Source organism: Oceanobacillus massiliensis str. N'diop, from assembly GCF_000285495.1.
Taxonomy (GTDB): Bacteria; Bacillota; Bacilli; order Bacillales; family Amphibacillaceae; genus Oceanobacillus; species Oceanobacillus massiliensis.
This window is the reverse complement of sequence record NZ_HE610978.1, coordinates 425621-447642: the sequence shown is the minus strand read 5'-3', so window position 1 is coordinate 447642 and position 22022 is coordinate 425621. Positions and strand designations below refer to the sequence as shown.

The following is a 22022-nucleotide window of genomic DNA, read 5'->3' as shown; positions in this document are numbered from 1 at the left end:
CTCTTATTATATTTAATTTAGTATAAATTTTTCTTTAAACAACAGTAAATGATTGCTATTTGTTCTGTTTTTATTTATCTTTAAAGGGTATGGTACAGTAATAACTGAAACATAATTTTGCACTAGAGGTGAATTTACATGAAGAGAATAGGCGTGTTAACAAGCGGAGGGGATTCACCCGGCATGAATGCTGCAATCCGTGCTGTAGTCAGAAAGGCAATCTTTCATGACTTAGAGGTCTTTGGGGTAAAAAATGGTTATCAAGGCCTTATGGAAGGTAATATAGTACAAATGGATCTTGGTTCTGTTGGAGATATTATTCAGCGCGGCGGAACGATTTTATTTTCGGCCCGCAGTGAAGAATTCAAAACCGACGCGGGACAGCAAAGAGCCATTGACCAATTAAATAAATTTGGAATTGAGGGTCTGATTGTCATCGGAGGCGACGGGAGTTTTCGAGGAGCTCAAAAGCTAACCGATAAAGGATTCCCATGCATTGGTGTGCCTGGAACAATTGATAATGATATTTCTGGAACTGATTTTACAATCGGTTTTGATACCTCGCTGAACACAATTATTGAAGCAGTGGATAAAGTCAGAGATACTGCCACTTCTCATGAACGTACTTATATTATTGAAGTAATGGGCAGAAATGCCGGTGACCTTGCACTTTGGGCTGGACTGGCCGGTGGCGCAGAAAGTATTCTGATACCGGAGAAGAAAGAAGATTTTTCTGATATTGTTGATCGTTTGAAGCGGGGGCATGACCGAGGCAAGAAACACAGTATCATTGTTTTGGCTGAGGGTGTCGGCAGCGGGTTTGAGTATGGTGATAAAATTGAAAAGGCAACCCAGCTCGAAACACGCGTAACGGTTTTAGGCTATATTCAGCGCGGCGGGTCACCAACAGCAACTGACAGAGTGCTTGCAAGCCGTCTGGGTGCGAAAGCTGTCGAACTGCTTAAAGCAAATGACGGCGGTCGAATGGTTGGGATACAGAATAACCAATTGGTTGATTATGCCTTTGATGAAGTGTTTACAGAAAATCATACAATCAATGAAGAAATGTACCAGCTTTCTAAGGAATTATCCATCTAGCAATGGGGTAATATCCAGCAATACTTTTATTACATGTAAAATTTTAGGAAACAGCTATTACCAAGGAGGAAGAGCAATACATGAGAAATACTAAGATCGTGTGTACGATTGGACCTGCCTCTGAAACCGTAGAGACACTTGAAAAATTAATTGATGCTGGAATGAATGTCGCAAGATTAAATTTTTCACATGGCGATTTTGACGAACATGGTGCACGTATCAAAAATATTAGAGAAGCAGCAAAAAATAAAAATAAAACAGTAGCGATCCTGCTGGATACAAAGGGTCCGGAAATCCGTACCGGTAACTTCAGGGATGGTTATGCTGATCTTGAACAAGGAAACAGCGTCATCATTTCCATGAATGAAGTGGAGGGAACTGCAGAGAAATTTTCTGTTACTTATGAAGGCTTGATTCGCGATGTCCATGAAGGTTCGAAAATTTTACTTGATGATGGTTTGATAGAACTTGAAGTGACAGGAATCGATCATGAACTAGGAGAAATTGCTACCAAGACTCTTAACTCCGGTACCATCAAGAATAAAAAAGGGGTCAATGTCCCGAATGTATCGGTAAACCTTCCTGGGATTACCGAAAAAGATACAAATGACATCGAATTCGGTATCGCGCAGGGTGTCGATTTTATTGCCGCATCCTTTGTGCGCCGGGCTACCGATATTCTTGAAATCAAAGAATTGCTTGAGAAGAATCAAGCAACACATATCCAAATCATACCTAAGATTGAAAATCAGGAGGGCGTCGATAATATTGACAGCATCCTGGAAATAAGTGATGGACTGATGGTGGCCCGTGGTGACCTTGGAGTGGAGATTCCAGCTGAGGATGTGCCGCTTGTACAGAAGGCATTGATTAAAAAATGCAATAATGCAGGGAAACCAGTTATCACAGCAACACAAATGCTTGATTCCATGCAAAGGAACCCGCGTCCGACGAGAGCGGAAGCGTCCGATGTAGCAAATGCAATATTCGATGGAACAGATGCTATTATGCTTTCCGGAGAAACTGCCGCAGGAAACTACCCGGTTGAATCGGTACAGACTATGAGCAATATTGCATTGAAAGCAGAATCTGCTTTAGCACATAAAACGATTTTGGAAGAGCGTTCTAAAAATGTCGATATGACAATTACCGAGGCAATCAGCCAATCGGTTACACATACGGCAATGAACCTTAATGTGGATACAATCATTACACCAACAGAAAGTGGACATACTGCCAGAATGATATCAAAATACAGACCAAAGGCAACGATACTTGCGGTTACATTCACTGAATCTGTTAATCGCCAGCTTTCCCTTGTCTGGGGCGTACATGCCGTATCGGGAAATAAGGCGGGATCAACAGATGAGATGCTTGATGTTGCCATTGATAAAGGTTTGACAACAGGACTATGTAAACGCGGAAGCAGGGTCATCATTACTGCAGGCGTTCCTGTTGGAGAAAGCGGCACAACCAATCTGCTGAAGGTCCACGTGATTGGCGATGTCATTGCCAAGGGACAGGGTATCGGCAGGAGAAGCGCATATGGCCGCGTTGTATTTGCCAAATCCAATGAGGAAGCATTAGCTAAAATCCAGGAAGGTGATATTCTGGTAACTTATGGTACGGAACGTGAGATGATGCCGGCCATTGAGAAGGCTGCTGCCATTATTACAGAAGAAGGAGGACTTACATCACATGCGGCCGTAGTTGGCTTAAGTGTTGGGATTCCAGTCATTGTTGGCGTTCCAAATGTCTTCGAGGTTCTTAAAGATGGTCAGGATATTACCGTTGATGGTGCAAAAGGCGATATATACGAAGGACATGCAAGTGTACTTTAATTAATATATAGTTGCTAATTATAAATAGAAATCGGCGTAAATGCCGGTTTCTATTTTTTATTTTTCTTTTGTCGTGATAAGATGATATATAGAGAGGATGGTGCTCAATGCGCTGGTTATTGCTCGCGCTGCTTATTATTCCTGCAGCTGAGATTGGTTTATTCATTTGGATAGGCGGAATGACTGGACCGTGGTGGGTCGTATTTTTAATTGTATTGACAGGTGTAGCGGGAGTCACGCTTGCCAAGAAACAAGGAATGGATACATGGAGAAGGGCCCAGCTTCAAATGAATAATGGGCGGCCTCCAACAGAAGAAATTGTTGATGGCATATGTATCTTTATAGGAGCTGTTTTCCTGTTCTCGCCAGGCTTTATAACAGATACCGTGGGATTTATTCTGGTATTGCCTCTAACTAGAGGACTATTTAAGAATTCAATTCGTAAAATCATGAATAGGATGATGGAAAACGGAGTGATTATTTACCGGAAATAACTCTTTCATCCTCGAATGAATTTTCCTATAATTTGCAGGATCCCTGATTGATATAGTGCATTCCCCGTCACAATCAATAAGGGAGCAATAAACAATCCTGCAAATCCCCATACCTGCATACCGATAAACACACCGATCAAAATGATTAAAGGATGAATCCCAATCCTGGATGATAATATCTTCGGCTCCAAGATCTGCCTGGAAACGATGACGACCATATAAAGAATGCCGATCTTAATTGTCATTTCGAAATCTGCAGTGGCATATGTGTAGAGAATCCAAGGAATGAATAAGAGACCTGTACCAACATATGGGATTAAATCAACTGCTGCAGCGATTAAAGCGATGGTTAAGGCATGATCGACCTGAATAATGATTAATCCACCAAGGATAATGCATCCGGAAATGACAATCAATAACAGCTGTGCCCCGAAAAAACCAGTAACAGCAATCTTGAAATGGCTGAATAATGCGCTGATGGACTGGGTTGTACCGGTAGGAAGCAACCGTTTGATTGTTCTTTTGAAATGCTCCAGATCATTTGTAATCATGAAGGTTGCAAGCAATATAAAGGTTAGCGTCGTCAATGAACCCGGTACAATACCAAGCATTGCCGGCAGTTTAGCGAGACTGCTGTTCAGCAGGTCTGCCCCTGTAGAGGCGACAAAGTCTGTCGCGGAGCGGATATATCCGTTGATTGCAGCTTGCTGATCCATATCCAGGGAATGGAACAGGGAAATCCCCTTTTCGTATATGGGCAATAGATTTGTTATAAAAAAAGACTCCAAAAACATGATAAAAGTGTGAAAGTGCTTTGGAATCTGTTCTGCCAAAAAGGCAGTTCCCTGATATAGTTCCGTGACAATCAGCAGAACAATTCCAATAAGGAAAAGGAAGCAGCCGCTGAGGACTGAAATGATAGAGATAAATCTCGGCATCTTTGCCTTTGTTTCAAGAAATGCAACGAACGGATGGATCATGATCGACAGCAGAACAGCAATCAGAATAGGGTAGATGAATTTAAATGTATAGATGAATAACAGCCCGATTGCTGCTGCAGATGCTATCACAGCAAGAAACCGAATAATCTGCATTAAGAGCGCTTTTTGCATCCTTGCTCCTCCAATTATCAATTTGATTTACAACTGCCTGTACTATTTTATTTATGTTAAAATGGAGACAAATAGACTTTGAGTTTGTAATGCCTTTTTAAAATTTAAAGTCGATTTAGCGACTGCTGCCATGCTTTAAATTAATGGTATTTGAGTAAATATTAAAAATTTAAACGGTTTCAATTCACATTCTAGTAATAATACTTTATAATGAAAATTGGGGTAGGCAATAAGTAAATACTTAATGAATAAATAGATTTAAGTAGAAGAGCAGCTCGACTTCTGCTGTTTCATTGTGATAATGACAGAAACTGTGCTGGCTATATTATTGCCGGTTAAATTGTGGAATTTGGATTTGAATTGAATTTCAATACTGCCACTGCCGCAATTAATTTCAAAAAAGGAGAGGGTTAATATGACAACATCGACAAAGGGGCTAGAAGGTATTGTCGCAACTCAATCATCAATCAGCTCAATCATTGATGACCAATTATCCTATGTTGGTTATAAAATTGATGATTTAGCTGTAAAATCAAGTTTTGAAGAAGTGATCTATTTATTATGGAATCTTAAGCTTCCGACTGAGGATGAGCTTGCGAGAATCAAAACAGAGCTTGCTGAAAATATGGAAATTCCGAATGCGGTTATCGAACATTTACGTTCTTATGATCTATCAACAGTCCACCCGATGGCTGCATTGCGAACAGCTGTATCCCTGCTTGGATTGTATGACAGTGAGGCTGATGTGATGGATCCGGAAGCGAACAAGCGTAAGGCAATTCGCATTCAGGCTAAAATTGCCACTATTGTAGCCGCTTTCTCAAGAATCCGAAATGGTCAGGATCCTGTAAAGCCGAAGAAAAATCTTGGCTATGCAGAAAATTTCTTATATATGCTCAATGGAAAAGAAGCAGAGGATATTGAAATTGAAGCAATTAATAAAGCGTTGGTATTACATGCCGACCATGAATTAAATGCATCCACATTCACAGCAAGAGTCTGTGTGGCAACTCTATCAGACATCTATTCTGGTATTACTGCTGCAATCAGCGCCTTAAAAGGACCGCTCCACGGAGGGGCAAATGAGAATGTTATGAAAATGCTAACCGAAATTGGCGAAGAGGAAAATGCAATTCCTTATATAGAAGAAAAATTGAAAAACAAAGAAAAGATTATGGGTATGGGACACAGGGTATACCAAAACGGAGACCCGCGTGCGAAACATCTGAAGAAGATGTCTGAAGAACTCACTAAACTTACCGGACAGGAAAAATGGTACAATATGTCTGTAGAAATCGAAGAATATGTGAAAGAAAGTAAAGGCCTTCCGGCAAATGTGGACTTCTATAGTGCATCGGTCTACCACAGCTTGGGAATTGATCACGACCTGTTTACACCAATATTTGCTGTAAGCCGTACATCCGGCTGGCTCGCACATATTCTGGAACAGTATGATAACAATCGCCTGATTCGCCCGCGTGCGGAATATACAGGTCCGGAATTACAGGATTATGTAGAATTGCCTCAACGCGGCTAAAAAATAATTAGGAACCCGGAATGGCTGGTACCGCCGGCTATTCCTTTGACTACACTTAGGAGGGTATTATTCAATGGCTCAGGGAGAAAAAATTATCGTAGAAAATGGAAACATGAACGTACCGAACAATCCAATTATTCCTTTTATTGAAGGGGACGGAACTGGTCCTGATATTTGGTCATCGGCAAAAGAAGTAATCGAAGCCTCTGTGGAAAAAGCATACAATGGCGAAAAGAAAATTGATTGGCTGGAAGTATATGCGGGACAAAAGGCATTTGATAAAACCGGAGAATGGCTGCCGCAGGATACACTTGATAAAATCAATGAATATAAAATAGCGATTAAAGGTCCTTTGACCACACCGATCGGTGGAGGGATTCGTTCATTAAACGTTGCACTTCGCCAGGAATTGGATTTATACACCTGTCTGCGCCCAGTACGCTATTTTGAAGGTGTGCCATCGCCGGTTAAACGTCCGGAAGATGTTGATATGGTTATTTTCCGGGAAAACACCGAAGATATCTATGCTGGCATCGAATGGCAAAAAGGAACTGATGAAGTAAAGAAAGTAATCGACTTTCTAAAAAATGAAATGGGTGTCAGCAACATTCGCTTCCCTGAAACTTCAGGTCTCGGCGTTAAACCTGTTTCTGAAGAAGGAACAAAGCGACTCGTCCGCTCCGCAATTGAATATGCATTAACAGAAGGACGCAAAAGTGTTACGCTCGTACATAAAGGTAACATCATGAAATTTACGGAAGGTGCATTTAAACAATGGGGCTATGAAGTAGCTGAACAAGAATTCGGTGATAAAGTATTTACATGGGCTGAATATGACCGTCTTGTTGAATCCGATGGCAAGGATGCAGCTAACAAAGCACAGGATAAAGCACTTGCTGACGGGAAAATTCTTGTCAAAGACTCGATTGCAGATATCTTCCTGCAGCAAATTCTGACTCGTCCGAAAGAATTTGATGTAGTAGCAACAATGAATCTTAACGGGGATTATATCTCTGATGCGCTTGCTGCACAAGTAGGCGGAATCGGGATTGCACCTGGTGCCAACATTAACTATGATACTGGACATGCCATTTTTGAAGCAACTCACGGCACAGCGCCAAAGTACGCAGGATTGGACAAAGTAAATCCATCCTCGGTAATTCTTTCGGCGGTATTGATGCTAGAGCATCTTGGCTGGAGAAAAGCAGCTGATTTAATTACAGCATCTATGGATAAAACTATAGCATCCAAAGTTGTAACCTATGATTTTGCACGTTTGATGGATGGAGCAACTGAAGTGAAATGCTCAGAATTTGGTCAGGAATTAATCAAAAATATGGATTGAAAAAATCCTTGAATTCGGAAGCGGCGGAATGGTTTTTGCAAACCAGTTCGCCGCATTCGTCCATCATCATATTTTTCTAATCTTATAGTTTAGAAAGGGGATAATAAAGATGGGATTAAAAGGAAAAAATATCCGTAATTGGTTCTGGATTCACAGGAGCGACAACTGCGTTGATGCTTGCTCAGAAAGAACTTGGAGATGTGGTGCTGGTTGATATTCCGGATATGGAGAATGCCACAAAAGGAAAAGCGCTTGATATGGCGGAGGCTGCACCTGTCCAAGGTTTTGATGCGAAAATTACAGGTACTTCCAATTATGAGGATACAAAGGATTCCGACCTGGTTATCATCACTGCTGGTATTGCTCGCAAACCTGGAATGAGCCGTGATGATTTGGTAAATACCAATGCAAAAATCATGAAAACTGTTGCCAAAGATGTTGTGAATTATTCACCTGACACAACCATTATTGTATTGACTAATCCTGTTGATGCGATGACCTATACAGTTTTTAAAGAATCGGGTTTACCGAGAGAACGCGTTATCGGGCAATCCGGTGTACTGGATACAGCTCGTTTTCGAACATTTGTAGCGGAAGAATTAAACCTTTCTGTTAAAGATATTACGGGATTTGTTCTCGGTGGTCATGGCGATGATATGGTTCCATTAATCCGTTACTCTTATGCTGGTGGAATACCGCTTGAGAACTTGATTTCAAAAGAGCGCCTGGAAGAAATTGTACAGCGTACACGAACAGGCGGCGGTGAAATCGTCAATCTGCTTGGTAATGGAAGTGCATACTATGCTCCGGCAGCTTCACTAACTGTAATGGCTGAAGCAATCCTTAAAGATCAGCGCCGTGTGATTCCATCTATTGCATTTCTTGAAGGGGAATATGGCTATCGCGATATTTATCTTGGTGTGCCTACTATCCTTGGAGGTACAGGGATAGAAGAAATTATTGAATTACAGCTGACGGACGAAGAAAAGGCAGCATTGGATATATCTGCCGAGTCTGTTAAAAATGTACTCCGCGTTTTAAACTGAATATCTTTCCATAAATCTCCGGTTACGATATTCGTAGCCGGAGATTTTTGATAATCGTAACTTTTATATGTTTATTTGATTTGCCATATAATCCGAGTGACAGCGGAATTTCAGCATCGACACGATACTATTCCAATCAACGGAGAGCTCTTGCAACGGTATCACCCAAATAGCGACTAGTCTTGATGGACAAGAACGTAAAATTTTATTTACATTTCTGTATTCCATACACGTGTAAGGATAATAATGATAAGATAATGTTAAGCATGTTTGAATAATAATTGCTGTTGCAGATGGGGGTACATAATGATGAGCCAAAAAATCTTGATTGTAGACGATGAGAAACCGATTGTTACTCTATTAAATTATAATATAGGAAATGCTGGTTTTGAAACGGACGTTGCATATGATGGCAGGGAAGCCATTGTAAAATGCGAAAATAATGACTATGATCTAGTCGTTCTGGATCTTATGCTTCCGGAAATGGACGGTATAGAGGTCTGCAGAACATTGAGAATGAATAAAATAGAGACTCCAATCCTTATGCTGACTGCAAAGGACGAAGAATTCGATAAGGTGTTAGGACTGGAAATGGGGGCAGATGATTATTTAACAAAGCCCTTCAGTCCAAAAGAAGTTATTGCAAGAATAAAAGCCATTCTAAGAAGAAGCAAAAAAGCCGCAGAAGATAATTTTAGTTCTATGAAAATAGGTGAGCTGTTTATCTATCCGGAACGATATGAGGCAGAAATGAATTCGAAAGTGATAACATTTACGAGGAAAGAATTTGAACTATTGTTTCATCTCGCCAAGAATAAAGCGAAAGTTATTTCAAGGGATCAGCTGTTAAGCAGTGTGTGGGACTATGACTTTGTCGGGGACACCAGAATAGTTGATGTACATATCAGTCATTTGAGAGAAAAAATAGAACCGGATTCAAAAAAACCTGTATACATCAAAACCGTAAGGGGCCTTGGATATAAACTGGAGGATCCGACTTGATGAAAGATTTGTTTTCCAAAGCTCTAATACCATATATCTTTGCAATAGTGATTAGTATAGGTGCCAGCGGATTTATCATCTGGCAATCCGATGCAAATATTTTCATCTTGATCTCTATGCTGATCATTGAAATCATATTTTTACTTATTGTGCTGTCACTTTTATTCACTAAATACGTGAAACCGATCAGCAAAGCCACCCATACGATTAATGAAATCATCAAAGGCAATTTCAACGCAAGATTCCATAGCTCTGCAAGTGAGGAGATTGGTGAGCTCAGTCTAAAAATCAACACACTTGCAAGAAGCATGAGTGAAATCTCCATGCATGAACAAATGCAATCCGAACAATTATCGACGTTGATTGATAATATGCAGAGCGGGCTTGTATTGATTGACGAGAAAGGCTATATCCATCTCGTGAACAGGAAATTCATTTCCATGTTTGGTAAGACAGAGAAGGAATACAAGGGATATCTGTATTACAATGTATTGGAGATAGAAAAATTTCACGAGACGGTCCAGAATACATTTTTGTATGAACGAAACATGAAAGAAGTCTTTGTCCATAGGGCGGGACTGGAAAAGAGGTACATCGAGATCATCGGTGCTCCCATTTTTAACGATCGGAACCTGCTCAAAGGGGCGGTTTTAGTCCTATATGACGTAACGGAATTAAAGAAGCTTGAGAAAACGAGAAAAGACTTTGTTGCAAATGTTTCCCATGAAATAAGAACGCCTATTACATCGATAAAGGGCTTTTCTGAAACATTGCTCGAAAATGGGACGAAGGATGAAGAAGTGACGAAAGAATTTCTGACCATTATCCATAGTGAAAGTCATCGGTTGCAATTATTGATTGAAGACCTGCTGTCATTGTCCCGGCTCGAACGAGATGACTTCCGCCTGGTATTAAACAAGTTTCGGGCAGGGGAAATGATTGATGAAGTCCTTCCTGCTTTAAAACATAAAGCAGAAAAGAAACATCTTGATTTCTCGATCGATGTCGATTGCGATATAATCCTGAAGGCTGAAAAGGAAAGGCTGAAGCAGGTGGTCATCAACCTATTGGATAATGCCATCAACTATACACCTGAAAATGGTAATATCGAATTTCATCTCGGCCAGGTTGAAGACTATGTCCATATCAAAGTAGCCGACACGGGGCTTGGAATTGAACAAAAAGCAATCCCCAGAATATTTGAGAGATTTTATCGTGTGGATAAGGCCAGAAGCAGGAATACTGGCGGAACCGGCCTGGGACTTGCGATAGTCAAACATATTGTTGAAGTGCACGAAGGGAAAATTGAGGTTGAAAGTGAAGTCAATAAGGGAACGACCATCCACGTCTATATACCGAAATAAGCATCCTCAGGACTACTGAGGGTGCTTTTCGCTTATGGACCATGATTTTTGGTATAGAGTGACTTATTGATCATGGCGGAACTATACTTTATTTTTTCAATTCTTACTATAGAATGCTAAAATGAGTTATGGAATCATATATACAGGAGGATAACCAAATGTCAAAAAAATTGGTGTTAATTGATGGCAACAGTATTATCTATCGTGCATTTTTTGCATTGCCACTTTTGAATAATGATAAGGGTGTATATACAAACGCAGTCTATGGATTTACGACAATGCTATTAAGGATTTTGGAAGAGGAGAAGCCGACCCATCTGCTCGTGGCATTTGACGCGGGGAAAACGACTTTTCGGCATGCGACCTATAAAGCGTATAAGGGAGGTCGTCAAAAGACACCACCAGAGCTCTCGGAACAGTTCCCAGTGCTGAAGGAATTGCTTGATGCATTTGATATTAAGCACTATCAGCTGGATCAATATGAAGCAGATGATATTATTGGTACACTATCCAGACAAGGGAACAATGAAGCATGGGAAGTAACGGTTATTTCTGGAGATAAGGACTTACTCCAGCTTGTTTCCAATCACGTCTCCGTTCATGTTACCAAAAAAGGCATCAGTGATATTGAGAAATACACACCGGAATATATGGTTGAAAAGATGGAAATCACACCAGAGCAAATCATTGATCTAAAGGCATTGATGGGGGATAGTTCCGACAATATTCCTGGTGTTCCGGGGGTTGGCCAAAAAACAGCAACCAAGCTGTTAAAACAATACACGACACTTGATGGAGTTTATGAACATATCGATGAAGTGAGCGGAAAGAAATTAAAGGAAAACCTGACAAACCATAAAGCAGATGCCTTTATGAGTAAGGAGCTTGCAACGATTGACCGTGATTCCCCAATTGAAATATCGGTTGATGATATCGCTTATGAGGGATATCAGCAGACAAAGGTCAGTACTGTTTTCAAGGATCTCGGTTTCCTTTCACTGCTGAAACGGATTACAGGCGAATCGGAAGAGGAAGCACAGGAAAGTACAATAATGAAAGAGATATCGTTTGTTGTTGCGGAGGAAGTAAAAACGGATATGTTCACTGGAGATGAATCATTAGTTGTGGAGATGGTTGGAGAAAATTACCATCAGTCCGATATAGAAGGGTTCGGCATCGTCAACAAGGAAAAGGCATATTTTATACCTACAGTAACTGCCCTTCAATCAGACGCGTTCAAAGAATGGGCAGAAGATCCGGCAAAAACCAAAAGTGTCTTCGATGCTAAGAAGACAATGGTTGCTCTTTTGAGAAACGGTATACATATTCAAGGTATTTCCTTCGATATGCTGTTAACCTCCTATTTACTCAACCCTGCAGAAAACAGTCATGATATTCCGGCAATCAGCAGCCGGATGGGAAAAAATGATGTCCTGTTTGACGAGGAAGTGTATGGCAAAGGCGCAAAGCAAAAGATACCGGAACAAGAAAAAGTAGCAGAACATGTTGTAAGAAAAACTGCAGCATTATTTGCTCTAAAGGATGAAATGTCAGAACAGTTAAGGGCCAATGAACAATATGAATTGCTGAAAGAACTGGAGATGCCCCTTGCCTTGATACTGGGGGAGATGGAGCATCTTGGAGTGCAGGTGGATATCAGCAAGCTGGAAGAAATGGGAGCAGATCTGAAAGAACGGCTAAACACTCTGGAAAAAGAAGTCCATGAACTTGCAGGAGAAAGCTTTAATCTGAATTCCCCCAAACAGCTGGGGCCAATCCTATTTGATAAATTGAAGCTGCCCGTTATCAAAAAGACCAAAACCGGCTATTCGACAGCGGCGGATGTTCTGGAACAGCTGCAGAATGAACATGAAATTATTCCCAAGCTGCTAATGTACCGTCAGCTTGGAAAGCTGCAGTCCACCTATATAGAAGGATTGCTGAAGGTCGTTAAAAAGGATACCATGAAAATCCATACCCGGTTCAATCAGGCACTGACTCAGACAGGAAGGTTAAGTTCGATTGACCCCAACCTGCAAAATATCCCAATCCGTCTGGAGGAAGGAAGGAAAATCAGACAGGCATTCGTACCAGCTAAAAAAGACTGGATTATGTTTGCGGCCGATTATTCCCAGATTGAACTGAGGGTGCTCGCGCATATTGCCAATGATGAAAAATTGGTTGCCGCCTTCCAGAATGATCTGGATATCCATACACAGACAGCGATGGATGTCTTCCATGTGGAGAAAGATGAAGTGACCTCAAATATGAGAAGGCAAGCTAAAGCAGTGAACTTCGGTATTGTTTATGGCATCAGCGATTATGGACTTTCCCAGAATCTTGGAATCACCAGAAAGGCAGCGAAGAATTTCATTGAAAGATATTTTGATAGTTATCCGGGTGTTCGATTATATATGGACGAGATTGTTCAGGAGGCAAAGCATAAAGGTTATGTAACGACATTGATGAACAGAAGAAGGTATTTGCCTGAAATCAACAGCCGTAATTTCAATCTCCGCAGCTTTGCGGAACGTACTGCCATGAATACACCTATCCAAGGCAGTGCGGCAGATATTATCAAGAAGGCAATGATTGATTTGCACTGGAAGTTAAAAGATGAAAAATTAGAGTCGAGAATGCTGCTGCAGGTACATGATGAACTAATTCTGGAGGCACCAAAGGAAGAACTTGATAAATTGAAGGAAATCGTACCGGAAATGATGGAGAAAACGGTGAATCTGAATGTACCGTTGAAAGTGGACTATGAATACGGCAACAGCTGGTTCGATGCGAAATAAGGAGAAGTAAAACCATGCCCGAATTACCAGAAGTAGAAACTATAAAAAACACGCTTGAACGGTTTATATTGGATAAAACGATCAAGCAAGTCGACGTATATTGGCCAAATATTATCAAAAAACCCGATGATACGGAGCAGTTTAAAATGATGCTCCAAGGACAGCGCTTCAGGAAGCTGTCAAGGCGAGGAAAATTCCTGCTGTTTTATCTGGATGATTATGTACTGATTTCCCATTTGCGAATGGAAGGTAAGTATGCTGTCCATCGATCGATCGAACCTGTTAAGAAACATACCCATGTCATTTTTACGTTTACGGATGGGGAAGAGCTTCGCTATAATGATGTAAGGAAATTCGGTACGATGCATGTATTTCAAAAAGGCGAGGAATTTCAGAATAAGCCACTGAATCAGTTAGGTCCGGATCCGTTTGATGACGCCTTTACATTTGATTATTTCTATCAAAAACTAAAGAAAACGGAGCGTTTTATTAAGTCGGCATTGCTTGATCAGACAATCGTTACCGGACTAGGTAATATTTATGTTGATGAAACACTATTTAAGTCTGGGGTACACCCCCTTAAACGGGCAAGCAAGTTGACGAAAAAAGAGATCAAATTGATTCAGGAGCAGGCTATTGCAACATTAAAGGATGCGGTTCGAGCCGGAGGAACTACTATCCGTTCCTATGTGAACAGTCAGGGAGACATGGGCATGTTCCAACAGGAATTATTTGTTTATGGACAGGATCAAAAGCCTTGCAAAAATTGCGGTACCGAAATAACAAAAATGAAAGTCGGAGGGCGGGGAACCCATATTTGCCCAACCTGCCAAAAAAGCTGAAGAGGTGAAAAGAAATGTCTCTAGTCATTGGGTTAACTGGCAGTATCGCGAGCGGAAAAAGCACGGTATCACAGATGTTTGATGATTATTCCATTCCAGTAGTTGACGCAGATAAATTGGCCAGAGAGGTTGTGGAACCAGGTCAGACAGCCTACAAACAGGTTGTAGATACATTTGGAGAAACGATTTTAAGGGAGGATAAATCCCTAAACCGGCCAGCTTTAGGGCAGATAATTTTTGCTGATGAATCGAAGAGGAAACTTCTGAACGGGATTGTTCATCCAGCAATTCGTGAAAGAATGCTTGAACGTAGAGACTTTTACCTAAACGCCGGTGTCAAATGTGTTGTGCTGGACATTCCGTTATTATTTGAAAGTGAATTATCCCATTTTGCCGACCGGACAATTGTTGTATCTGTTGACGAAACAGTTCAGTTGAAGAGGCTGATGGAACGAGATAACTATACAGAAAAAGAGGCATGGCAGCGGATTCGGTCACAGATGCCTATAGAAGAGAAAGTAAGGATGGCGGATGCAGTAATCGATAACAATGGTTCTATCAAAGAATCCCGCAGCCAGTTAGAAGAGCTGTTGAAGGATTGGCAGATACTTTAATACAGCGTCTCCACTTTACTGAAGGCTTAGGAGGACATATACAAAACACCTATAAATGCACCTGTATTCTTCAATTGCTCTTCGATGGATTGTTTCCTCGGTGCGAGGGAAAAAGCAAGTAGATGTAAGTCATCCCATGGCATAGCGTGAGTCCGCAGAAAACGCAGAGCTTTAATCAAATCCGGAAAAATGATGAATTCATTTTCCGGATTTTTTTATGTTATATAGAAAGAAAAGAATGTTTTTTAAGAAATAAAAATATATTAATTAGTGGGAAATAAAGGACACATCCAAATCAAATATGTTATACTAATAACGATAAAATCGATTAAAAGTATAACATATATGGGAGGAATAAGTATCTTATGAATAAGACGCGTGTGGCCATAACTGGATTTGGAAGAATCGGTCGAATGGTGTTTCGTCAAGCAGTTGCAGATAACCAATTAGAAGTTGTCGCAATCAATGCGAGTTACCCTCCTGAAACACTTGCACATCTTATAAAATATGACAGTGTTCATGGAAAATTTTCCGGAGAAGTGAAAGCGCTTCGCAATGCAATTGAAGTCAATCGGCAAAAGATAAAAATTGTGAATTCAAGAGATCCGGTAAAACTTCCTTGGGCGGCTCTGGATATCGATTTAGTTATTGAGGCTACAGGAAAATTTAAAACAAAAGACAGTGCTGGTTTACATCTGAAAGCAGGTGCGAAGAAGGTTATCATCACAGCACCTGGCAAGGAAGTGGATAAAACGATTGTGATGGGTGTCAATGAAAATGTCTACAGTGCTGAGGAAGATGATGTTATTTCCAATGCTTCTTGTACAACGAACTGTCTCGCACCAGTGGTAAAAGTGCTTGATGATCATTTCTCTATTATCAATGGCTTAATGACAACCGTTCATGCCTTTACAAACGATCAGAAAAACCTGGATAACCCACATAAAGATCTGCGTCGTGCCCGTGGATGCACACAGTCGATCATCCCAACAACAACAGGTGCTGCAAAGGCCTTAGGTGAAGTTTTGCCGCATCTGAAAGGTAAGCTTCATGGAATGTCATTACGCGTGCCTACACCGAATGTGTCTTTGGTAGATTTAGTGGTTGATGTTGAAAAATCCGTAACGATTGAAGATGTGAATCAGGCATTCAAGGCTGCTTCCGAAAATGAAATGAAAGGTATCCTTCATTATTCGGAGGAAGAATTGGTATCAATCGATTATACAACAAGCGATTATTCGGCAATTATTGATGGACTATCAACAATTGTAATGGATGGGAACAAAATTAAAGTAATTGCCTGGTATGATAATGAATGGGGTTATTCCAAACGTGTTCTGGACCTGACAAAACTGGTCGGGAGCCAGCTGCAAAGACGCGAGATAGAAGTTCCATCCTGATCGCTGCCCACATCCAATTGTAATTCTATCATCACAATGATAGATCAAGAGTTTTGTGATATGCTGACATTGTACTGCAACCATTTTTCACTGAATAACCAAGCTACATCAACTGAACAGCCTAAAATATAACAATGACTGTAAAAGGCGTAACATGAAAGCAACATAGAAAACAGTCTCCATTTTCATTTAAAAAGACATCTGGTTCGGCATTATCCCGGAACAGGTGTCTTTTTGGCACAGTGAAATCCTGACTGGCGGCTTGGCTGTCTGGTGCCCGACAACAGGGTAAAGAAAACGATTTTAGTATACAGCACAGTAGAATTGATAAAATCTTTTGCATCTGCTGGAAATGCAGCGGATTTTTTAATGTCTATCTGCTTTTTAATTTATCAACTAGAGGATTTGCACGAAACATGTTAAAATAATAAATAATATATGCAGATAAGCATACTGCGGGTTGGGGTGCGAAAAATGTCGTTTGGCAGTACACTAAAGAAATATCTTAACAATCATGCGGAGACCGGGGAGCGTCACTGGGACCCATCTTTAACAACACATTATTATAAAACCAGTAAAGATAAAGCAATGGCAATGCTTACAAATTACTTCACGAACAGTGCGGAATTTGCTATAAACGCCACATCAGCTGAACACGGGGAAATAAGCGTTATCAGCAAAAGAGGCAAGAAGGTATTTATTGTGGCAACGGTAATCATGGTCCGCCCTTTTTCCACTGCTATTGACTTCTCTGTTACAACTGAAACGATATTGCCATTTGATTTCGGATATAGTTCCAAGGTAATCAATAATTTATATGCGCAGGTAAATAAAGAGCTGCCACAGATAAAAGAAAAGAATCGTTAGAAAGTCAGGATGAAGGGGGGTTGATCAGATTTGCGATGTTCTAATTGCCAAAATAAGAATACGAAGGTATTGGATTCCCGTCCAATAGAAGAAGGAAGATCAATTAGAAGACGCAGGGAATGCGAAAAATGCGGATTCCGTTTTACAACCTTTGAACGTATGGAGGAAGTCCCTTTAATTGTTGTAAAAAAAGATGGGGTCAGACAGGAATTCTCCCGTGAGAAGCTGACAAGAGGCCTTATTCGAGCATGTGAAAAAAGGCCGGTTCCACTTGAAACAATTGAGGCACTGGCACTAGATGTGGAAAAAGAACTGCGTAACATTGGTTCATCGGAAGTTTCCAGTAATGATATTGGAGAAATGGTTATGGAGCGACTGTCGAAAGTCGATGAAGTTTCCTATGTTCGTTTCGCCTCTGTATATCGTCAATTTAAAGACATTACAGTATTTCTGGACGAGCTGAAAGACATTATTAACACAGATAAAAAAGTAAGTGATTTCTACTTCGTACAAAAGGGTGTGATAAAACATGAATTATATTGGACAAATCTTGCCGGTGGACGGTTATCTTGTTATGCAAAAAGAAAATTTGCCGGTCGGCTATGAAAAGTCTATGACACATTTATACCAGCCATTGATCGGGATACAGGCTATGTCTCTTTATCAGACCCTTTTGCACGAGATCGGACTGCAGCAGGAAGCGTCACTCCAGACACATCACACACTGATGAATTATTTGAATCTGCCATTGGATCAGATCTATCAATCCAGGTTGAAGCTGGAAGGGATTGGGCTGCTAAAAACCTATAAACAGAGCTGGGAATCAAATGATCTGTATACATATGAGCTGCAAAGCCCATTTTCACCTGACAGTTTTTTTAAGGATGCAATGCTTTCTCAGCTGCTCTATCATCATATCGGTGAGCAGAAATTCAATATGCTGAAAAACCATTTTATGAAGAGGCCCAGGCATGACCGCGGTCAAAATATTACTGCATCGTTCAGTGATGTCTTCCAAACATTCCAGCCGTCAGCAGAAGCTTTAAGGGGGATTCCGAAAAAAGAACCATCCACAGAAGAGATTCAGATGGACTTCACATGGATGGAACAAATGCTGAAACAGCGGATGATTCCTTCCGGCAAGGTGCTGACTTTAGAAAACAGGAGAATAATTTCGCAAATGATGGTGCTTTACGACCTGGAAACCCATGAAATCGATAAATCAGTATTGTGGGCTTTAACAGATGAAAATGTACTCGATATTGAAGAATTCAAAGGCGCTTGTCACGATTTATTTCAGGCGAAAAATAACAATAGGAAAATCAGGCTGACAGAGAATGTCACCGCTATGACAAAAGAGCCTGTACCTGTACCGACCACGAAAGAAGAAATGCTCATTCAAGAATTGGAGACCATTTCTCCGAAACAGCTTCTCGAAGATCTTTCAAGCGGCAATCATGCTTCTGAGCAGGATATGAAAGCGATCCGCGAAGTGATGACTACCCAAGGATTGCCAGCACCGGTCATGAATGTATTGATACATTATGTTCTGCTGCAATCGAACATGAAACTATCTAAGGCATATCTCGATAAGATAGCCAGCCATTGGTCACGTGCCAATATCAAATCAGCAAAAGAAGCGATGATTTTTGCCAAGAAAGAACAGGACAAGTTCCAGAAAGATATGAAGCGTAAGACGACGTATAATAAGAAACAGGTTTCCAAAGAAGTTATCCCTGACTGGTTTAAAGAAAGAAAACATAAACAGACAATACAGCCTGCAGTTTCGAAAAACACTAATATGACCAAGGAACAGGAAAAAATTGCTGCGCGATTGAGACAATATTCGAACGGAAACTAATCTGATCATGTGTTAGGATGGTTGAATTGAAACCTATACAATCTGCATTGAAATCATGGATGCGAACAAATGAAAATTTCAAAGAAAATTACACAAAGATAAAAAATGAAGTATTAAAAGACCAGGAAATCAGAGAGTTCCTGTCGCTCAATCCACAATTGACAAAGCAGGAGATAGATAAAAGCCTGATTAAACTGTATGAATATAAAACACAGTCAAAGCAATGTAATCAATGCCAGGGATTTGAATCATGCAAAAATATGCTGCCCGGATACTCACCGGTCCTGCATGTGGAAAATAATGAAATCCGATTATCCTATGAAAAATGCCACAGTAAAATCATGCATGAAAAGGCACAGGAGCAGCAAAAATTGATTCAAAGCCTGCATATGCCGAAAGACATTCTCCAGGCACGACTATCTGACATAACGAATGATGAAACAAGAATTCAGGCTATCGCTGAAATATTGGACTTTTTGGATCAGGCAAAAACAGAGCTTCCAAGAAAAGGCCTGTATCTTTATGGACAGTTTGGTGTCGGAAAAACCTATTTATTAGGTGCTCTCGCCAATGAATTGAAAAATTTCAACATCTCATCAACACTAATCTATATGCCTGAATTTGTACGAGAACTAAAAGCTTCTTTCAAGGACGACTCATTTAATGACAAAATTGATTACTTTAAGAAAGCGGACGTTTTGATGCTCGACGATATAGGCGCAGAAATGCAGTCGGCCTGGTTCAGAGACGAAGTTCTCGGATCTGTTCTCCAATACCGGATGATGGAACGCCTGCCCGTTTTCTTTACGTCCAATTATGATCTTGATCAATTGGAATTCCAGCTAGCATCGACTAAAAGCGGTGTAGAAACAGTAAAAGCAGGAAGAATCATAGAACGGATTAAGCAAGTAAGCAAAGAAATAAAAATAGAAGGACATAACCGCCGACTATAAATATAGTTCCTGAAGCCTGAGAATATCTCTCAGGCTTTTTTCGTTTAAACATAAAGTGGCAGCGAAGAGAGCTCGATTGGAGCACGGAAAGGAAAAACTGGGGGAAATCGCGGAATAATCAGGGATGGCGCGGAATAAATCCGAAAAGCGCGGAATAATGGGGGGAAGCGCGGAAAAACCGGGGGATACCGCGGAATAAACATGGGAAGCGCGGAAAAACCGGGGGAAGCGCGGAATAATCACGAGAAGCGCGGAATAATGGGTAGAAGCGCGGAAAAACCGGGGGATACCGCGGAATTATCGCGGAAAGCGCGGAATAAACCCAGGAATCGCGGAAAAATTGAGGAAAGCGCGGAATAATCACGAGAAGCGCGGAAAAACCGGAGGAAGAGCGGAATAAACATGAAAAGCGCGGAAAAACCGGGGGAAGCGCGGAATAAACCCGAGAAGCGCGGAATAATCGAGGAAAGCGCGGAATAATGGGGAGAACCGCGGAATAATCCCGAGAAGCGCGGAATAATGGTGAGAATCGCGGAAAAACCGGGGAAAGCGCGGAATAATCATGAGAAGCACGGAATAATGGGGAGAATCGCGGAATAAACATGAGAATCGCGGAAAAACCCGGGGAAAGCGCGGAATAATCGAGCAACTACACCCGCACCCGCACCCGCACCCGCACCCGCACCCGCACCCGCACCCGCACCCTATCAATTTCCTTAGCCAAACCTACTAATGAAAGTACATGCTAGTTTATGAATTTATTCATTTTTTCATTAGTTTGTCCATATAATGTAACAGTTTGGTCGTGGATGAGGGTGATAATTATTGGTGGAATTATTTTTCGAGTCAGATAAAGAAGTGATTAGTTTTTGTGAAAATCTGTTTCGAAAGCATAAACAGATTGAATTAAATTGGAAAACAGATGATAAATGGGGTAATCATCTGAAATTCAAGGAACAGCTGCCATTGAATGAACTGATGGATGTGATTGCAGGTACGATGGCAGAGGTTTTTATGGAACATCGGTTAGGTTCGACGATAAGGCGGATCATTAAAGATTATTATTATTACAGAGATCATGAGGAGATTGATCGTATTCATGATTTGACGCATTGGATCATTACGGGGGATGATGATGAGTGCAGGAGAATGAGACAGAATAAGGACCAGCGGGTATTTTTGAAGTCTTTGTTCATTGCTAATTTAAAAGAGAACTTTGAATTTCATTTCGATTCGATTGTTAATTTCCGTTTGAAGCCGTTCAAGGACCAGCTCATTTATTTTGTGGGGCTGGCAATCGATGAATTCAAACGGGAAGAAGATCATCAGGCGTTTGTCGATATGCTGCGGGCATATGTAATGAAAAAGGAGCCCGGTCTTCCTGTGATCCATATTTTACAGGGGAATACATTTACATTCTATAAACAGAACGGTAAGCGGTTGTCAAATATCGAATTGAGGGTGATGATGAAAAAGGAGCCGCTTTATATTGTTGGGCTCCATGATAATGAATTCAATCTTGCGCCGCTTATTGCGATGGCCCCTGAGAAACTGAAGATTTATGGTGATGACCCATCGGAGCCAAAAACTTTGACGGTAATTAATGTTTTCCAGGAGAAAGTAGACTTTGAACCTATCAGCAATTTTCCTTTTTCTAATTATATAAAAAATGATTGATAATTGGACTTGATTTTCCTTATTTGTGGGTCTATAATACTGATTAAATACTTATTAAAAACGTCAATCGCAAAAGTGTTGATGAAAAAGTAATGATAAGGACATGATTATTTGAACTTTGGCATAGGCTAGAGAGGAAAGTCACCGGCTGAAAGCTTTCTGTATGCTGAC

Annotated in this window: 17 protein-coding genes and 1 pseudogene; 17 read left to right on the top strand and 1 reads right to left on the bottom strand. The window is 40.8% G+C overall.

Annotation, left to right across the window (positions count from 1 at the left end; genetic code table 11):
- Positions 1-138: 138 nt before the first annotated feature.
- From pfkA to OMHG_RS12120, 3 genes are all read left to right on the top strand, one after another.
- A complete protein-coding gene (gene pfkA, locus OMHG_RS12130) occupies positions 139-1098 on the top strand; it encodes a 6-phosphofructokinase (protein ID WP_010651135.1) in 960 nt (319 codons plus the stop codon).
- Positions 1099-1178: 80 nt separating this feature from the next.
- Positions 1179-2939, top strand: coding sequence for a pyruvate kinase (gene pyk, locus OMHG_RS12125; RefSeq protein WP_010651134.1), 1761 nt, complete (start codon positions 1179-1181; stop codon positions 2937-2939).
- Between the two features lie 107 nt (positions 2940-3046).
- The gene (locus tag OMHG_RS12120; protein WP_010651133.1) at positions 3047-3433 is read left to right on the top strand and encodes an FxsA family protein; all 387 of its coding nucleotides are present in this window, start codon (positions 3047-3049) and stop codon (positions 3431-3433) included.
- A 5-nt stretch (positions 3434-3438) separates the two neighbouring features.
- On the opposite strand, the gene ytvI is transcribed toward OMHG_RS12120, so the two are convergent.
- A complete protein-coding gene (gene ytvI, locus OMHG_RS12115; protein ID WP_010651132.1) occupies positions 3439-4545 on the bottom strand; it encodes a sporulation integral membrane protein YtvI in 1107 nt (368 codons plus the stop codon).
- 415 nt (positions 4546-4960) lie between these two features.
- On the opposite strand from ytvI, the gene citZ reads away from it, so the two are divergent.
- The 14 genes and pseudogenes from citZ to ytxC all read left to right on the top strand — a co-directional run bounded on the left by citZ (position 4961) and on the right by ytxC (position 21851).
- Positions 4961-6082 carry a citrate synthase gene (citZ, locus tag OMHG_RS12110; RefSeq protein ID WP_010651131.1) on the top strand — a complete coding sequence of 374 codons (1122 nt, stop codon included), beginning with the start codon at positions 4961-4963 and terminating at the stop codon, positions 6080-6082.
- Between the two features lie 73 nt (positions 6083-6155).
- Positions 6156-7427, top strand: coding sequence for an NADP-dependent isocitrate dehydrogenase (gene icd, locus OMHG_RS12105; protein WP_010651130.1), 1272 nt, complete (start codon positions 6156-6158; stop codon positions 7425-7427).
- Positions 7428-7555: 128 nt separating this feature from the next.
- Positions 7556-8473, top strand: a complete 918-nt coding sequence (gene mdh / locus OMHG_RS12100) for a malate dehydrogenase (protein WP_044476932.1) — start codon at positions 7556-7558, stop codon at positions 8471-8473.
- 309 nt (positions 8474-8782) lie between these two features.
- The gene (locus OMHG_RS12095) at positions 8783-9475 is read left to right on the top strand and encodes a response regulator transcription factor (RefSeq protein ID WP_010651128.1); all 693 of its coding nucleotides are present in this window, start codon (positions 8783-8785) and stop codon (positions 9473-9475) included.
- A complete protein-coding gene (gene pnpS / locus OMHG_RS12090; protein WP_010651127.1) occupies positions 9475-10839 on the top strand; it encodes a two-component system histidine kinase PnpS in 1365 nt (454 codons plus the stop codon). The genes OMHG_RS12095 and pnpS overlap by 1 nt, the downstream gene beginning before the upstream one ends.
- Before the next feature lie 158 nt (positions 10840-10997).
- Entirely contained in the window at positions 10998-13637 is a 2640-nt protein-coding gene (polA, locus tag OMHG_RS12085; protein ID WP_010651126.1) for a DNA polymerase I, read from the top strand.
- Positions 13638-13651: 14 nt separating this feature from the next.
- The gene (gene mutM, locus OMHG_RS12080) at positions 13652-14479 is read left to right on the top strand and encodes a DNA-formamidopyrimidine glycosylase (RefSeq protein WP_010651125.1); all 828 of its coding nucleotides are present in this window, start codon (positions 13652-13654) and stop codon (positions 14477-14479) included.
- 14 nt (positions 14480-14493) lie between these two features.
- Entirely contained in the window at positions 14494-15093 is a 600-nt protein-coding gene (gene coaE, locus OMHG_RS12075; protein ID WP_010651124.1) for a dephospho-CoA kinase, read from the top strand.
- 365 nt (positions 15094-15458) lie between these two features.
- Positions 15459-16493 carry a glyceraldehyde-3-phosphate dehydrogenase gene (locus tag OMHG_RS12070; RefSeq protein ID WP_010651123.1) on the top strand — a complete coding sequence of 345 codons (1035 nt, stop codon included), beginning with the start codon at positions 15459-15461 and terminating at the stop codon, positions 16491-16493.
- Positions 16494-16967: 474 nt separating this feature from the next.
- A complete protein-coding gene (locus tag OMHG_RS12065) occupies positions 16968-17360 on the top strand; it encodes a hypothetical protein (RefSeq protein ID WP_010651122.1) in 393 nt (130 codons plus the stop codon).
- A gap of 30 nt (positions 17361-17390) precedes the next feature.
- Positions 17391-17858 (top strand): annotated as a pseudogene (gene nrdR, locus OMHG_RS12060) (transcriptional regulator NrdR); the annotation flags it as partial.
- A 31-nt stretch (positions 17859-17889) separates the two neighbouring features.
- Positions 17890-19221 carry a replication initiation and membrane attachment family protein gene (locus OMHG_RS12055; protein WP_044476931.1) on the top strand — a complete coding sequence of 444 codons (1332 nt, stop codon included), beginning with the start codon at positions 17890-17892 and terminating at the stop codon, positions 19219-19221.
- A gap of 26 nt (positions 19222-19247) precedes the next feature.
- Positions 19248-20174: a primosomal protein DnaI gene (dnaI, locus tag OMHG_RS12050; protein ID WP_010651119.1), complete on the top strand. Its 927-nt coding sequence runs from the start codon at positions 19248-19250 to the stop codon at positions 20172-20174.
- 828 nt (positions 20175-21002) lie between these two features.
- Positions 21003-21851, top strand: a complete 849-nt coding sequence (ytxC, locus tag OMHG_RS12045; protein ID WP_237566194.1) for a putative sporulation protein YtxC — start codon at positions 21003-21005, stop codon at positions 21849-21851.
- Positions 21852-22022: the final 171 nt, after the last annotated feature.

Excerpts from the sequence above, each read along its gene's own strand:
- citZ (WP_010651131.1), top strand. The coding sequence starts at position 4,961 with ATGACAACATCGACAAAGGGGCTAGAAGGTATTGTCGCAACTCAATCA.
- polA (WP_010651126.1), top strand. The coding sequence starts at position 10,998 with ATGTCAAAAAAATTGGTGTTAATTGATGGCAACAGTATTATCTATCGT.
- pyk (WP_010651134.1), top strand. The coding sequence starts at position 1,179 with ATGAGAAATACTAAGATCGTGTGTACGATTGGACCTGCCTCTGAAACC.
- OMHG_RS12070 (WP_010651123.1), top strand. The coding sequence starts at position 15,459 with ATGAATAAGACGCGTGTGGCCATAACTGGATTTGGAAGAATCGGTCGA.
- icd (WP_010651130.1), top strand. The coding sequence starts at position 6,156 with ATGGCTCAGGGAGAAAAAATTATCGTAGAAAATGGAAACATGAACGTA.
- pnpS (WP_010651127.1), top strand. The coding sequence starts at position 9,475 with ATGAAAGATTTGTTTTCCAAAGCTCTAATACCATATATCTTTGCAATA.
- OMHG_RS12055 (WP_044476931.1), top strand. The coding sequence starts at position 17,890 with ATGAATTATATTGGACAAATCTTGCCGGTGGACGGTTATCTTGTTATG.
- mutM (WP_010651125.1), top strand. The coding sequence starts at position 13,652 with ATGCCCGAATTACCAGAAGTAGAAACTATAAAAAACACGCTTGAACGG.
- ytvI (WP_010651132.1), bottom strand. The coding sequence starts at position 4,545 with ATGCAAAAAGCGCTCTTAATGCAGATTATTCGGTTTCTTGCTGTGATA.
- pfkA (WP_010651135.1), top strand. The coding sequence starts at position 139 with ATGAAGAGAATAGGCGTGTTAACAAGCGGAGGGGATTCACCCGGCATG.
- OMHG_RS12065 (WP_010651122.1), top strand. The coding sequence starts at position 16,968 with ATGTCGTTTGGCAGTACACTAAAGAAATATCTTAACAATCATGCGGAG.
- OMHG_RS12120 (WP_010651133.1), top strand. The coding sequence starts at position 3,047 with ATGCGCTGGTTATTGCTCGCGCTGCTTATTATTCCTGCAGCTGAGATT.
- OMHG_RS12095 (WP_010651128.1), top strand. The coding sequence starts at position 8,783 with ATGAGCCAAAAAATCTTGATTGTAGACGATGAGAAACCGATTGTTACT.
- coaE (WP_010651124.1), top strand. The coding sequence starts at position 14,494 with ATGTCTCTAGTCATTGGGTTAACTGGCAGTATCGCGAGCGGAAAAAGC.